General features: G+C 71.2%; 9 protein-coding genes. 5 read left to right on the forward strand and 4 right to left on the reverse strand.

Annotated features, from left to right (window positions below; all coding sequences use genetic code 11):
* Positions 1-97 precede the first annotated feature (97 nt).
* The 3 genes from MXD61_RS07830 (at position 98) to MXD61_RS07840 (ending at position 4,702) form a co-directional block, all read left to right on the forward strand.
* Entirely contained in the window at positions 98-2,557 is a 2,460-nt protein-coding gene (locus MXD61_RS07830; RefSeq protein ID WP_248812171.1) for a hypothetical protein, read from the forward strand.
* A 154-nt stretch (positions 2,558-2,711) separates the two neighbouring features.
* A complete protein-coding gene (locus tag MXD61_RS07835) occupies positions 2,712-3,725 on the forward strand; it encodes a hypothetical protein (RefSeq protein ID WP_248812172.1) in 1,014 nt (337 codons plus the stop codon).
* Positions 3,722-4,702 carry a glycoside hydrolase family 26 protein gene (locus tag MXD61_RS07840; protein WP_248812173.1) on the forward strand — a complete coding sequence of 327 codons (981 nt, stop codon included), beginning with the start codon at positions 3,722-3,724 and terminating at the stop codon, positions 4,700-4,702. Before MXD61_RS07835 ends, MXD61_RS07840 begins: the two co-directional genes overlap by 4 nt.
* A gap of 81 nt (positions 4,703-4,783) precedes the next feature.
* Here MXD61_RS07840 and MXD61_RS07845 read toward each other — a convergent pair whose 3' ends face one another.
* Positions 4,784-5,320: a glutathione peroxidase gene (locus MXD61_RS07845; protein ID WP_248812174.1), complete on the reverse strand. Its 537-nt coding sequence runs from the start codon at positions 5,318-5,320 to the stop codon at positions 4,784-4,786.
* A 252-nt stretch (positions 5,321-5,572) separates the two neighbouring features.
* On the opposite strand from MXD61_RS07845, the gene MXD61_RS07850 reads away from it, so the two are divergent.
* Entirely contained in the window at positions 5,573-5,764 is a 192-nt protein-coding gene (locus MXD61_RS07850) for a Trm112 family protein (RefSeq protein WP_163548205.1), read from the forward strand.
* 153 nt (positions 5,765-5,917) lie between these two features.
* Here the strand turns inward: MXD61_RS07850 and rpsA are convergent, their stop codons facing one another.
* The 3 genes from rpsA to MXD61_RS07865 all read right to left on the reverse strand — a co-directional run bounded on the left by rpsA (position 5,918) and on the right by MXD61_RS07865 (position 11,157).
* Positions 5,918-7,399 carry a 30S ribosomal protein S1 gene (rpsA, locus tag MXD61_RS07855; RefSeq protein WP_251079590.1) on the reverse strand — a complete coding sequence of 494 codons (1,482 nt, stop codon included), beginning with the start codon at positions 7,397-7,399 and terminating at the stop codon, positions 5,918-5,920.
* A 388-nt stretch (positions 7,400-7,787) separates the two neighbouring features.
* Entirely contained in the window at positions 7,788-9,503 is a 1,716-nt protein-coding gene (locus MXD61_RS07860; protein WP_248812175.1) for an acyltransferase, read from the reverse strand.
* A 154-nt stretch (positions 9,504-9,657) separates the two neighbouring features.
* Positions 9,658-11,157, reverse strand: a complete 1,500-nt coding sequence (locus MXD61_RS07865) for a glycosyltransferase family 39 protein (RefSeq protein WP_248812176.1) — start codon at positions 11,155-11,157, stop codon at positions 9,658-9,660.
* A 293-nt stretch (positions 11,158-11,450) separates the two neighbouring features.
* On the opposite strand from MXD61_RS07865, the gene MXD61_RS07870 reads away from it, so the two are divergent.
* Positions 11,451-13,952 (forward strand): acyltransferase family protein, encoded by a 2,502-nt coding sequence (locus MXD61_RS07870; RefSeq protein ID WP_248812177.1) that lies wholly within the window; start codon positions 11,451-11,453, stop codon positions 13,950-13,952.
* Positions 13,953-14,087: the final 135 nt, after the last annotated feature.

Raw genomic sequence — 14,087 nt, forward strand, 5'->3', positions numbered from 1 at the left:
CGCCACCAGCGGGCGGCGCCATCGGAAGTCCTTGACGCCAGGCGCGGCGGACGAGCCCACCCACACACTCAGGCGCGGAGAGGATGGTCGTCGGTGGATGGATGAGTCCGGTCCCGGATTCCCCGCCGATGACAGTCGTCCCGACCCGCCAGCCGGTTCGCCCGCTGGCGTCGGCGCCGAGCCGGCCAGCGGTGGAGATCCGCCCCCGTCCGCCGATCCGCTCCTCGCCACGACCGCGGAACTCGCGCAGCTGCGACGCAAACTCGGGATGCCGGACATCGCCGAGGTCCGGCGGGCCGAACGTGAACGCCGCCGCGGCATGGATCGAGCGGCTCCCGCGGACGCGACGGATGCCGCGGCCCGGCGCCCCACCGGCGACACCATTGATCATCAGCCTGGGCACGGCTACGGCCACGGCCACGGCCGGCAGTTCGGTCACGAACCCACCCGGGAGCATGGCCGCGGGCGGGAGCCCTCGTACCCACGCGAACCCGAACGCGGACCGGAGTCCACGTTCTCGGGCCCGCGGATACCGGGCGGGCGGACGGGCGAGCCGGCGGGTCGCGTCCACCCGCCGGGGAGTTCTCCCGGCGAGCAGCGGGCTGACGGCGCACGTGGCGACACCGGCACGGGGGCTGGTACCGCCGGCGGCACTGGGACACGGGCGGGCACGGGCACGGACGGACCGGGACCGCGGGCGGGCACGGATCGCCGGATGCCCACGCAGGCCCAGCAGCGCCCGGTCGTGGTCGAACCTGTCCGGCGGGTGGAGACCTACGACCCGGAGAGGACGCAGAGCCTGCGTGGCCTGCACGGCCGACGGGTGCCGGGTGCCGACAGTTTCCGGGTGCGGCACGCGCCGTCCGCCGAGGGGCTCATCCCGATGTCCGGCACGTTGACCGGGGAGTTCTTCCTGGGCTCGCTCACCCGGCCCGAACGCTCCGCGAACCCCGCTGAGGGTGACGGTCACGGCCAGCGTGACCAGGGGCGCCGTGGGGGCGCGACGACGGCCGGCTCGCACGCCCGGCGCACCACACGCGTCGAGCCGGTCGACTACGGTCTCGACGACCTCTCGGTGGACGTCGAGACCGGGTCGAAGCATCGCGCGGAGCGCACGACCAAGGGCTCGTCGCGGTCCCGGGCGATCTGGACCCTGGTCGACCAGGTGCTCTCCAGCGGGACCAACGCCGGCATGTCGTTCGTGATCGCCCACAGCGTCAGTCCGTCCGAGTTCGGCGCGTTCGCCATCGCGTTCGCGATCTTCTCACTGATGATCGGCTTCTCGAAGGCCGCGGGCACGTCGCCGTTGGGCATCCGGTTCGCGGGCGCCTCACCCGCGGTGTTCCGTGGCGCCGCGGCGGCCGGGACGGGCACGGCGTTCGCCGTCGGGTTGTTCTCCGGTGTCGTCACGCTGTTCGCGGGGCTGTCGATCGGCGGGTCGGTTGGTGCGTCTCTGGTCGCGATGGGGCTCGTCTTCCCGGCGCTGTTGCTGCAGGACGCCTGGCGACAGGTGTTCTTCGCCGAGGGACGGCCGGCGGCGGCCGCCGCCAACGACGCGGTGTGGGCGGTCGTCCAGTTCGGGGCGATCTTCGCCCTGATCGTCCAGGATGTGTCGACGTCCTGGGCGATGCTGGCGGCGTGGGGCGGGGCCGCGGGGGTGGCGGCTCTGCTCGGTCTGTACCAGGCGGGCTTCAACCCGGCGACCAGGCAGGTGAAGTCATGGCTGGTCGAGCACCGCGACATCAACGGCTACATGTGCGCCGAATATCTCACCGTCCAGGGCGCGCAGCAGGCCTCGACACTGCTGCTGGGCACCCTGGGGGCGATCGACCTCGTGGGTGCGCTGCGCGGTGTGCAGACCCTGCTCGGGCCCACCACGATCCTCGCGGTCGGGATCGTGAGCTGGGCGATCCCGGAGTTCTCCCGGCGCAAGGACATGTCGGCGCCGGCCCGCATCCGGGCGGCGTACGCGCTCTCCGGCGTCATCGTCGCCGTGGGTGTGATCTGGGGAACGGTTTTTCTGCTCCTGCCGGCGAGCGTCGGTCACTCCCTGCTGGGCGACACCTGGGACCAGACCCACCACCTGCTCGCGCTGTCGATCATCCAGCAGGCAGGCCCCGCGGCCACGGTGGGTCCGGCGTGCATGCTCTACGCTCTTGGCAAGGCGAAACTGACCTTCCGCGCCAATGCCATCCTCGCCCCGCAACTCCTGGTCTACCCCGTGATCGGGCTGCACTTCGGCGGGGCCACCGGCGCGGTAGTCGGCTATATCGCCGCTTTCTGGATCACCGTTCCCTTCTGGTATCTCCTGGTCGCGAGCGCCGCCCGGGAAGCTGACCGGGATGCGGCGCGGGATGCCGCCGGGGACGCCGCACCGCAGGCCGACGGCGCCACGAACACCAGCGGTGCCACGACGACCGGCAGTGTCACGACAACCGGCAGCACCACGACGACCGGCGGCACCACGACGACCGGCGGTGTCACGAAAACCGATGCCGAACGGACGACCGCCACGGCGGCGGACGACACGACGACCGAGACGGATGCCGCTCCATGACCCGAACTGCCTTCGTCGCCGACCGGCGGCCACGGGGGATCCCCCGTGGCGCCACCAGGCAGACCGGGGCGAACCAGCATCTGGGTAGGATTTCGACCGGCGCCGAGACCGTTCCAGTAGATGAAGCCTGGCCAGGTCCGGGTGGGGGGTTGCGATGAATCTGCGTGTCCTGTACCGATCGGTTGGCTCGGAGAACAAGAAGAACCGGCCGGAGTACTACAGCAAGCAGCTCGCGCTCGAGTCCCTTCTGCGCGCGGCCACGCAGGTGAAGGTTCCGATGTCGATCCACTTCGTCAACGACGGAACCATCCCGGCCGACCGGCTGTCGCTGATGGCCGAGGCCGGGGAGATCGTCCCGGTCAGCTGCGGCAGCAACCGAGCCTCCTACCGCCATGTGCTGCGCATGCCTCGGCTGCGCCGCTGGGCCGAGGATGATCTCGTCTGGTTCGCCGAGGACGACTACCTCTACACCGAGCAGGCCCTGTCCGCCCTGGTCTCGGCCGCCCAGGCCCGTCCGGACATCGACTACTTCACGCTGTACAGCACGTTGCGTTTCAGCGCCGCCTCCACCCGTCGGCGGCCCGCGATGGAGCAGAGCTCCAACGACCAGTTCGGCCTACCCCGCTTCGACGGTGTGCCGTGGAACCGGGCCGCGTCCACCACCAGCACGTTCGGTGTGCGGATCGGGGCCCTGCTGGCGGACGAGCGGCTGCTGCGGGCCATCCCGTTCGTCGGTGGCGCCTTCGACCGGGCGACCTGCCTGGCGTTGCAGGGTTACCAGCCGTTCCAGCTGGCGGATCTCGGTGGCGAGCCGCCCGCGGTGGAGCCGCCCACGGCCGCCCGGCGGGCCGCCCGACGCGCGGCCCTCACCGGTGTTCGGCTCACGCTCAACGCGGTGGCGCTGACCCGCCCGGAGCGGCGCTGGCGAACGATGCTGGTGCCCGAGCCGTCGCTGGCCACGCATCTGGAGCTGGGCGACGCGTTGGCCGCTGGCCGTGACTGGGCGGCCGAGGCGGCGAGCGTGACAGCGTGGTCGCAGGCCCGCACCGCGGTCAGCACCATCGGCGGGGGTGGCGGATCGGGGTCGCCCGCGCCCGAGGTCGCCGCGTCCGGCGGTGGCTTCGGTGGGTCGCCGGGAGCAGGGTCGCGGAAGCCATCGGTGGCATGAGCCGACGCCGCCTGGCGCTCACGGTGATCGCGGTGCTCATGCTGGTCGCCACGGGGCTCGGTGCGTGTTCGTCCTCGCCCGCACCCGGGCCGCGGACCACCGGGGTGCGCTGGGTGTCGGGATCCAACGGCAACTATCCGAGCGAGGTCAACGCCTGGGGGACGTTCGCCGGGCGCCAGAGCGGCCTGGCCATCGTGTTCACCGACCGGCGGAGCTGGAGCGGCCTGGTCTCCGCCGGCTGGCCGACGTCCGCGTTCACCCGCGAGGCGTTCCCGGGTGAACTCTCGATCGCCCAACCGCTGTACCCGCAGGACGGCAACGAGGCGGCCTGCGCCCGCGGCGAGTACGACCGGTACTGGAGCCAGTTCGGCACCACGTTGACGACGTACGGCCGCGCCGACGCCTACGTGCGTCTGGGCTGGGAGTTCAACGGCGGCTACATGTACTGGCATGTGCGCGATGTCGAGGCGTGGAAGACCTGCTTCCGCCGGACCGTGACCGCGATCCGTTCCACCGACCCGGCCGTGCGGATCGACTGGAACATGAACGCCCACAACGACACCCTGCCCGTGGGCAAGGAGGACGTGTGGGCGGCCTACCCCGGTGACCAGTACGTCGACATCGTCAGCATCGACGCCTACGACCACTACCCGGCCTCGCTGACCCAGGCGACCTGGAACAAGCAGTGTCATCTGCGGTCCGGGCTGTGCACGGTGATCCAGTTCGCCCGGGATCACGGCAAGAAGTTCGCGGTGCCCGAGTGGGGCGTGGTTCGCAGCGCCGGTGGCGGCGGGGACAACCCGTTCTACGTCAGCCGGATGTACGAGATGTTCGCCGCGAACGCCCAGAACCTGGCATACGAGGCCTACTACCGGACCGCCGAGGACGGCAACGTCAAGTCCTCGCTGACCGGCCCGGACCTCAATCCCAGGGCGTCCCAGCGCTACCTGCAGCTGTTCGGCCCCAGTACCAGCTGAACACCCGGTACCAGCCGCGCGTGCGACCGCGCCGGGAGTGCCCCGGGGCGGTCGCACGCGCGGCGTCCGTGCTCAGGCTGCTCAGACGAGGCTGGCGTCGAGGTCCTTGCGGATCTCCTCGGGGGTCACCGTCGGCTCGTAGCGGCGCACGACGTTGCCCTCGCCGTCCACGAGGAACTTGGTGAAGTTCCACTTGATCTCGTCGGTGCCGATGGCCTCCGGCCGGCTCTTCTTCACGTGCTCGTAGAGGAAGCCGGACTCGGGTCCGAAATCACCCGGCGCCTGCGCGCGCAGGTACTGGTAGAGCGGGGCGCTCTCCGGGCCGTTGACGTCGATCTTGCCGAACACCGGGAAGGTGACGTCGAAGGTCGTCGAGCAGAAGCTCTGGATCTCCTCGTTGGTGCCCGGCTCCTGCCCACCGAACTGGTTGCAGGGGAAGCCGAGGACCTCGAGCCCCCGGCCGTGCAGATCGCGGTAGAGCGCCTCGAGCCCCTCGTACTGCGGGGTCAGGCCGCACTTGCTGGCGACGTTGACGATCAGTAGCGTCTGGCCGGCGAACTCGCCGAGCGACCGGGATCCGCCGTCGGCGGCTTCGACGGTGAAGTCATGAACAGTCACGATCAACCTGGCTCTCGATCGGTGCGATCAGGAAGGTCCCGGCCGTTCGTCCGACCGCGGACCATCCTCGACGCTACTCCCCCGAGCCCTTTATGTCACCATATCGGTATCGTAATTCGCCCGCTCTGGTCGAGTGGGCCTCGAGGGCCGGTGGGTGGCGACGGGCGATGGGCCTCGACGGCCGCGACCGCCGGTCTGGGATGCTTGCGGGCGCACCCGGATACCGAACGAACAGGAAGAAGCCGCGCCGCGATGAGCATCGATCCCGAGCTGTTGAAGATCCTGGCCTGCCCGGTGGACAAGGGGCCACTGGAACTGGTGGACGACACCCTGGTCAACCCTCGCCTCGGCCACCGCTACGAGGTACGCGCCGGCGTGCCGATCCTGCTGCGCCCGGACCACGTCGACGCCGCGGAGGCCCGCGCCGGGCGCGCCGTGCGCTGAGCTGAGCCGTCCCGGCGCCACGCCGCCGCCAGAAGCGGCGTCGCTCCCCCGGACACGAGGCGAGGGCCCGAGGAAGACGTTCTCCTCGGGCCCTCGCCCGTCGCTCTACCGTGCTGCCGGCGTCACCGCCGGGTCAGCGGCGGCCAGGTAGGACTACTCCCCCCGGCCGAACTGCTCCCGCAGGCGGCGCAGCGCCTCCTCGTCGATGGCCGAAGGGGCCTGATCCGACGACGGAGAGGAGGTGTAGGAGGACGGTGCCGCGGCTGCGGCGTCGGCCTCCTGGGCGGCCCGGATCTGGGCCTGGTGCGCCTCGAAGCGGGTCTGGGCCTCGGCGTACTGCCGCTCCCATTCCGTCTGCTGCTCCTCGAAGCCCGGCAGCCATTCGCCGGTCTCCGGGTCGAAGCCCTCGGGGTACACGTAGTTGCCCTGCTCGTCGTACTTGGCTTCCATGCCGTACTGGCTCGGGTCGAACGCGTCGCCGTCGACGGCGAGCCCCGCCACCTCGTTCGCCTGCTTGAGCGACAGGCTGATCCGCCGCCGGTCGAGATCAATGTCGATGACCTTGACGAGAATCTCGTCACCGACGTTGACGACCTGCTCGGGGATCTCCACATGCCGCTCGGCGAGCTCGGAGATGTGCACCAGACCCTCGATGCCCTCGTCCACGCGGACGAACGCGCCGAAGGGCACCAGCTTGGTGACCCGGCCCGGCACGACCTGACCGATGGCGTGGGTGCGGGCGAACTGGCGCCACGGGTCCTCCTGCGTCGCCTTCAGCGACAGGGAGACCCGCTCGCGGTCGAGGTCGACGTCGAGAACCTCGACGGTGACCTCCTGGCCGACCTCGACCACCTCGGAGGGGTGGTCGATGTGCTTCCAGGACAGCTCCGAGACGTGCACCAGACCATCGACGCCACCCAGGTCCACGAAGGCACCGAAGTTGACGATGGAGCTGACGACGCCCTTGCGGATCTGGCCCTTGGCAAGCTGGGCGAGGAACTCGGAGCGGACCTCGCTCTGGGTCTGCTCCAGCCAGGCACGACGTGAGAGCACGACGTTGTTGCGGTTCTTGTCCAGCTCGATGATCTTGGCTTCGAGCTCACGGCCCACGTAGGGCTGCAGGTCGCGGACGCGGCGCATCTCGACGAGAGAAGCCGGCAGGAAGCCGCGCAGGCCGATGTCGAGGATGAGACCACCCTTGACGACCTCGATGACGGTGCCGGTGACGACCCCGTCCTCGTCCTTGAGCTTCTCGATCGTGCCCCAGGCGCGCTCGTACTGCGCACGCTTCTTGGACAGGATCAGGCGGCCCTCTTTGTCCTCCTTCTGGAGGACGAGGGCCTCGACGTGGTCGCCAACACTCACGACCTCATGCGGGTCGACATCATGCTTGATCGACAGCTCGCGTGACGGGATCACGCCCTCGGTCTTGTAGCCGATGTCAAGGAGCACCTCGTCCCGGTCGACCTTGACGATGATGCCGTCAACGATGTCGCCATCGTTGAAGAACTTGATCGTCTTGTCGACGGCCGCGAGGAAGTCTTCGGCCGAGCCGATGTCGTTGACCGCTACCTGGGGCGTGCTGTGCGGGGTGGTCACGGTCTCCACGGGTCGTACGTCGGTGGTGCTCGTCAAGGGGTCGGCTCCGGCTTGGGGTGGTCGTCCGCGCGAGGGCCGGATCGAACCGCCGGGACCGAGGGACAGATACAACGCTGGAAACGAAGAAACTGTCAGGACCGATAACGACGCTCGAGTGGATCCGCTCGGTCTGAGACCCACGGACCCTCGTGCACAGACCCGAGTCTAGGGACGCCGGTCCGCAGAGGTCAACGGGAGTCCGCGTCAGAACGCGTGCGACCCGCGACGACGGTCACGCTTCGCAGATACTGGGCGGCTATATGTAGCTATGGGTGCCGAGGATCGCGGGGGACAAAGACCGATCCCACCCCGGCGCCCGGAACACGCTGTGTGCCCGGATCCCGACGGCCGGGTTCGGGCGTGCCCGGATCGTGGCCGTGCGCGCTCAGGTCCGCCCGATGTCGCGGGTGCCCGACGGGCCGGGCTCCACCACCGGAAGCACCTCGCCGCCCGTCGCCGGGGTGCTCGTCACCCCCGGTCCGCCGGTCGGACGCGGTCGGCCCGCCCCACCTGGGCGGGGCGGTTGCGGCGTGCCATCCGGCCGCCTCGGCCGGGTCAGCCGCGCCGTCACCTCGGACCCGTCGCGCTCCCCGAGCCCCGCCGTGCCCGGCGGCAGGGGCGCCACCCAGCCACGAGCGGCCCAGGCCTGCGGACCGGTCCCCAGTGGCACGGTCGGGGCGTCCAGGGGCGCCCCCACGCGCGTTACCCCGACCCTGGCCGCCGCGGTGACCGGCGCCGTGGCCGGTGCGCCCAGCGGCCCGTCCAGCGTGGACAGCGGGCCCGTGGGGGCGGCGGGGACGCCCGGCGTCGCCGGGCGGGTCGCACGTCGCCTCCAGCGGCCCACCTGGGCATCCACCCGGCGCGCCCAGCCCCGGGACAGCCGGATGCAGGGCAGTTCGACCAGGTAGTGCGTCACAGTGGCGAGCGCGATCGTCCCGGCGAGCACCGTGGCGAGGAAGGGCACGTAGGGGATGTGGAAGATCCGCCAGCTGGTGTGGTCCAGCAGCAGGTCGATGACGGCGGTGTGCCACAGGTAGATCCCGTAGGAGATCGACCCCAGGAAGACCGGAACCCGGCTGGCCAGCAGGCGAGGGATCAGCCCGCGCCCGGGCGGCCCGAACACCGCCGGCAGCAGCAGGAAGAAGCCGAACAGGCCGTACATCAGGTGCCGGGCCAGGTCCTGCGACCGGCTCGGGGTGAAGATCGGCGACAGCGGCAGACCCGAGTGTCGGACGGCCAACCAGTAGCAGAACGCCGCGACCGCCCAGCAGGCGAAACCGAAGCCTGGCAGCCCGGTCCAGCGTGGCTGGCGGCCGAGCTGGGTGCACCGGGCGGAGATCACCGCGAGGGCCATACCGAGTGCGAACAGGTCCCACCAGACCGGCAGCCAGACGTTCCAGCCACTGGTCCACCCATGCCGCAACGGGACGACAGTGAGATGCACCACTCTTGAGGCCAGGTAGCCTCCCGCGAGCGCCGCCAGCTCCACCCGGACCTGCCGTTCGGGGGTTCGCCGCCGACGGCCCAGCAGCCACGCGTAGACGGGAACGGCCAGGTAGAAGGCCACCTCGATGTCGAGGGTCCAGGCCTGGGTGAGGCCCTGGATCGCCCAGGTGTCCTGGTAGCCCTGCACCAGCAGCGCGGTCTGCACCACACCGGTCAGACCGTGCACCCCGATCCGCTCGTCGCTGACGACGTTGAGCGTGACGGCGAGCGCCAGCCAGTACAGCGGGAGGATGCGCATCAGCCGCCGCACCAGGTACCCGCCGGGTCGCGGTGGCGACGCGCCGGCCAGCCGGGCGGCGACGAACGGCCGGTAGAGCAGGAACCCCGAGATGAGGAAGAACACCGCGACGCCGGCCTCGGCCCGGGCGACATAGGGACCGAGGCGGCTGGAGGTCGTGAATCCGGCCGGGAACCCGGTGTGCACCACGACGACCATCAGCGCCGCGATCGCGCGCAGCCCGTCGAATCCGGCGAAGGTCACACTCGGCGCACGCCGGACGGACGTGGCCGCGCTCTCGGTCACCACCGGCGGCGCGGATGTGCCTGGCCCCGTGGTCCGCGCCGCGGCCGACCCGGGCAGCAGGCGACCCGTCACCGACCGATCGCCCTGGGCGCGAGATCGGCCCGGGGCAGGAGAACACCCCTGTGCGCAAGAACAACAGGGGCCCTGCGGGTCACGGTGGCCGGCACGGTGGCACGGTACCAGCGGTGCGTGACCCCGAGACACCCGAACCGGTCGAAGACAGCGATCAGCTGTCGGTCAGTTCGGCCGCGTTGGGCGTTCGTTTGCCCGAGCGCCGATCGGACGCCATTGACGGGGCCGGATCGAGAGCCGGGGAGGACGGGGAGGACGTGGGGTAGGCCGGGACCGCGCAGCCGGGCCGGGCGCGTCGGTGCAGCGCCTGGGCCGCGGCGGTGATCGCGACGGCGGCCAGCAGCACCAGGGCCGGTTCCGCGGCGGCCCGAAACCGGGTCGTGCCGTAGACGATCACGGTGGCCAGACTGAGCGCGATCGGCACGGCGACCAGCGGCAGCACGGCCTGACGGCGGCGCACCAGCACGACCACCCCGGCGGCCGCGGCGACCTCCACCGCCCACAGGGTGACCATCCCGAGCTGGCTCAGACCGATCGGGCGCAGCTCGATCGCGTCGAGGCGAACCTGTTGCCAGGGGTGGAACACCCCCCACGTCCGGCCGAGGCGGGCCGCGGCGACCACCGGCAGTCGGTCGCTGTGGGCACGCAGGTAGGTCATGGCCTCGTGCCGGTAGAACACGTCCCGTTCGGAGCGTTCGGATGGGGCCGGCGGCAGCGCGAGCACGCAGTCGAACGACCACCAGCCCAGATGCTCGCCGTAGTAGGTCGCCGGGCAGTGGGTGACGGCCAGGGTGGTGCCCAGGCCGGTCGAGAGGTACTCGGGCTCACTGAAGCGGGTCAGGTTGTAGATCGTCCATGGCACGACCGCCAGCACGCTGGTCAGCGTGGCGAGGGCGAGCAGCCCCAGGCGGCGGCGCCAGGCGAGCCCGCGGGCCAGCCCGATCAGTGGCACGACGAGCACGAAGGCGAGCAACGCCAGTTCGGCCCGGGCCAGCATCACCGCCGCGAGTGCGAGCCCGAGGACGGCGGCGTCCAGGCGACCGCGGCGGTCCCGGAAGCGGCAGGCGGCCAGGATCAGCCAGGCGCAGGTCAGGATGCCGGTCGTCTCCGACATCACCAGTGGGTCGTTGAGCCACATCCCCGGGTACACGGCGGCGAGGCCGGCCGCCACGAGGCCGGTGGCCGGGTCCGCGACGCGACGCCCGGCCAGCGCGACCAGAACGATCGCGCCGACGCCGAGCAGGCAGGAGAAGATCTGGTGGCTCAGAAAACTGGTGAATCCGAACAGTGACGGAATCGCCAGCAGCACGCTGGTCAACGGGGGATGCTGCGCATCCGCGACGTAATGTCCAGAAAGGCGTAGTTCGTACGGGTCGGGCCATCCCCGTCCGTCGGCGAAGAGATTCGCAGCCTCATGGTAGTAGTACGGATCGCCCTGCACCGGAACGGGATGCAGCCAGTGGACCAGGTAAAAAAGCCGAATCCCAAGACCCACCAGGCAGATCAGGGCCAGCCAGGTCCGCCAGCGCCGGATGGGGGCGCGGTGGCGCGCGTGACCGAGCCCACCGAATCCGGCCAGCCAGGGCCATCCGCCGCCACGCGGCATCGACCGCGCCTCCACCGAACGTGGGTACCCGGCTGTCGTCTCGGACACGGCCGCAAGGTACCAACGTCCTGTGCCCGGCCAAGCAGGGCGTCCCCATCGAATGGCCCGGATGTACCGCGGATGTACCGCGGGTGCACGGCCCAGGCGACCGGCAGCTAGCCTTTTCGGTCGGACGCCTTCTCGTGGTCGAGGTGTGGCCCGGCGGGTGAACCGCGGCCCGGTCCCGCACCCGAGGAAGGCACCACCAACGCCCGACGACGACGGCGAGGAGGGACAGGCTGACCACCAACGACGCCGACACGGTCCCCCTCGCCTCGGGCGGCCGGCCCGGGCAGCAATCCATGGACGCACAGCCCGCCACTACCCCGATCGTGACCCGCGGCAACCGCGGGTCACCCCGGGGCGGCGGTGGTGCCCACCGTCGCGGCGCGGCCCAACCGGGCGTCGACGTCGAGGGCCCGGCCTGGCCCGCGCCGCCACCCGCTCGGCCCGACGGTGGCGGGCGGCCCCCCGCGCGAGCGGTCCGCCCCGAGGACGACCGCCGCGTCCCCGCGCTCCCGCAGCACCGCGAACACGACCGCGAGGCCCGTCCCGCCGAACGGCGCCCGTCCCCCGCGCCCCCGGTCCGCGTGGGCCGCGGGCCGGCCCCGGGCCAGGGCGGGCCGGCCGAACGGGAGGTCCGGGGTGTCCGCACCGGTCGTGGCATCCCCGATGTCCGTCGCGGCGCCGGCTCGCACCGTGACGGGGCCCGGGACGCCCCGGCCACCACCCGCCTGCGTCCGATCGACGACCTGGACGCCACCGGGCCCGTGCTCGCCCCGCTGGGCCATCTGCCCGCGTTGGACGGCCTGCGCGCCTTCGCGGTGATGGCGGTGATCGCCTACCACGCGGGCATCTCGTGGATGCCGGGCGGGCTGCTCGGGGTCGACACGTTCTTCGTGCTGTCGGGGTTCCTGATCACCGGGCTGCTGGTCACCGAGTACCGCAACACCCGGCGCATCGATCTGCGCAGTTTCTGGATTCGGCGGTCCCGCCGGCTGATGCCCGCGCTGCTGGTGCTGCTCGTGGGCGTGGCGGCCTACGCCCGCTGGGTCGCGGCTCCCGGCGACGTCGCGACGGTGCGCCTGGACGCGCTCTCGACCCTGCTCTACGTCGCGAACTGGCGCTTCGCACTGTCCGACCAGAGCTACTTCAATCATTTCTCCGCGCCGTCGCCGCTGCTGCACACCTGGTCGCTCTCGGTCGAGGAGCAGTTCTACGTCCTGTGGCCGCTGGTGGTGTTCCTGCTGATGCGCCACAGCGCGCGCACGGTGGACCGCTGGCGTCGGCAACGGCAGAAGGCCCAGTCGCTGGCCCTGTCGGTGGCCGTGCTGGGCGGGGCCGCCTCGGCGCTGATCGGCGCCGGACTGCTGCTGACCGGCACCGATCCGTCCCGCATCTACTACGGGACGGACAGCCGCTCGCAGGCGCTGCTGGTCGGTGCGGCCCTGGCGGTGTGGCGGGGGCAGCGCACCCGGCCGATCTCCGACCGGGCCCGTTCGGTGCTCTCCGGCGCCGGCTGCGTCGCCGCGGTGGCGTTGCTGGTGATCTGGATGACGGTCAGCGGTGAGAGCCGGCCGCTGTACCTGGGCGGTTTCCTCGGGGTCGCGGTGCTGGTGATGGTGCTGGTCGCCTCGCTGGTGGAGGCGCCGAAGGGGCCGCTGTCGCGGTTTCTGTCGCTGGCCCCGCTGACCTTCGTCGGACGGATCTCCTACGGCCTGTACCTGTGGCACTGGCCGGTGTTCCTGACGCTGACGGCCACCCGTACCGGTGCGACCGGTGTCGTGCTGCTCGCGCTGCGGCTGGCGGCCACGTTGGCCATCACGCTGGCGTCGTTCCACCTGGTGGAGAACCCGATCCGACGGGGGCGCGTCCGGCTGCCCCGACCGCGGGTGATGGTGCCGGCGGTGTTCGCGGGTGTGCTGGGGGTGATCCTCGTCGCCACCACCGGCACCCCCGGGTCGGTGCGCACCCCCGCGCAGCTCGAGGCGCTCGCCCGGCAGGCGCAGAGCGCCCCGGTGCCGGCCGTCGCCCACCGGTCGGCGGCGGGATCGGGGGCGCCGGTGAAGGTCGCGCTCGGCGGTGACTCGGTGGCGCTCACCCTGGACTACAGCCAGTTCTCCACGATGGCCGCCGCCCAGGGCCTGCAGATGCACGACTACTCGATGCTGGGCTGTGGTGTCGCCCGGGGCATGCAGCGGCGGATCCTCGGCCAGGCCGGGCCGCCGACCGACGGCTGCGACCAGTGGCCGGCCCGGTTCGCCCGTGAGATCAACGAGGTCAACCCGGCCATCGCGATGCTGCTGGTCGGCCGCTGGGAGGTCACCGACCAGCTCCAGGACGGTCGCTGGACGCACGTCGGGGAACCGTCCTTCGACGCGTATCTCGCCCGCGAACTCGATCTTGCCATCACGACGCTTGGCGCAAAAGGCGCAAAAGTGGTGCTCCTCACCGCGCCGATCTTCAAACCCACCGAGGCTCCGGACGGCGGCATCTATCCGGAGACCCGGCCCGAACGGGTCCTGCGGTTCAACGACCTGCTGCACCAGGCCGCCGGCCGCCACCCCGGCACGACCGTCATTGATCTGGGCTCCGTTCTCACGCCGGGTAACCGATACGTCGACGAACTCGATGGCGTGCGCCTGCGTGACGACGACGGCGTCCACATCTCCGACGGCGGTGGCCAGCGGATCGGCACCGCGATCATTCCCCAGCTGTTGCGGATCGCCCGCGCGCTCCCACCGTCCGCATCCGCACCGACGACCACCACCATCCCCCAGGCCGCGGGAGCGGGACCCGGCTGAACGTCCGTGTTTACCTGACGCTAACCTTCCGACCAGTACCAGGTGGTCAACAGGAGGATCGACGTGCCGCGTGCGCTGATTACCGGGATTACCGGGCAGGACGGGTTGTATCTGGGTGAGTTGTTGACCGCGAAG

The sequence above is a fragment of the Frankia sp. AgPm24 genome, assembly GCF_023243055.1.
Taxonomy (GTDB): domain Bacteria; phylum Actinomycetota; class Actinomycetes; order Frankiales; family Frankiaceae; genus Frankia; species Frankia umida.

Excerpts from the sequence above, each read along its gene's own strand:
- MXD61_RS07830 (WP_248812171.1), top strand. The coding sequence starts at position 98 with ATGGATGAGTCCGGTCCCGGATTCCCCGCCGATGACAGTCGTCCCGAC.
- MXD61_RS07835 (WP_248812172.1), top strand. The coding sequence starts at position 2,712 with ATGAATCTGCGTGTCCTGTACCGATCGGTTGGCTCGGAGAACAAGAAG.
- MXD61_RS07840 (WP_248812173.1), top strand. The coding sequence starts at position 3,722 with ATGAGCCGACGCCGCCTGGCGCTCACGGTGATCGCGGTGCTCATGCTG.
- MXD61_RS07850 (WP_163548205.1), top strand. The coding sequence starts at position 5,573 with ATGAGCATCGATCCCGAGCTGTTGAAGATCCTGGCCTGCCCGGTGGAC.
- MXD61_RS07870 (WP_248812177.1), top strand. The coding sequence starts at position 11,451 with ATGGACGCACAGCCCGCCACTACCCCGATCGTGACCCGCGGCAACCGC.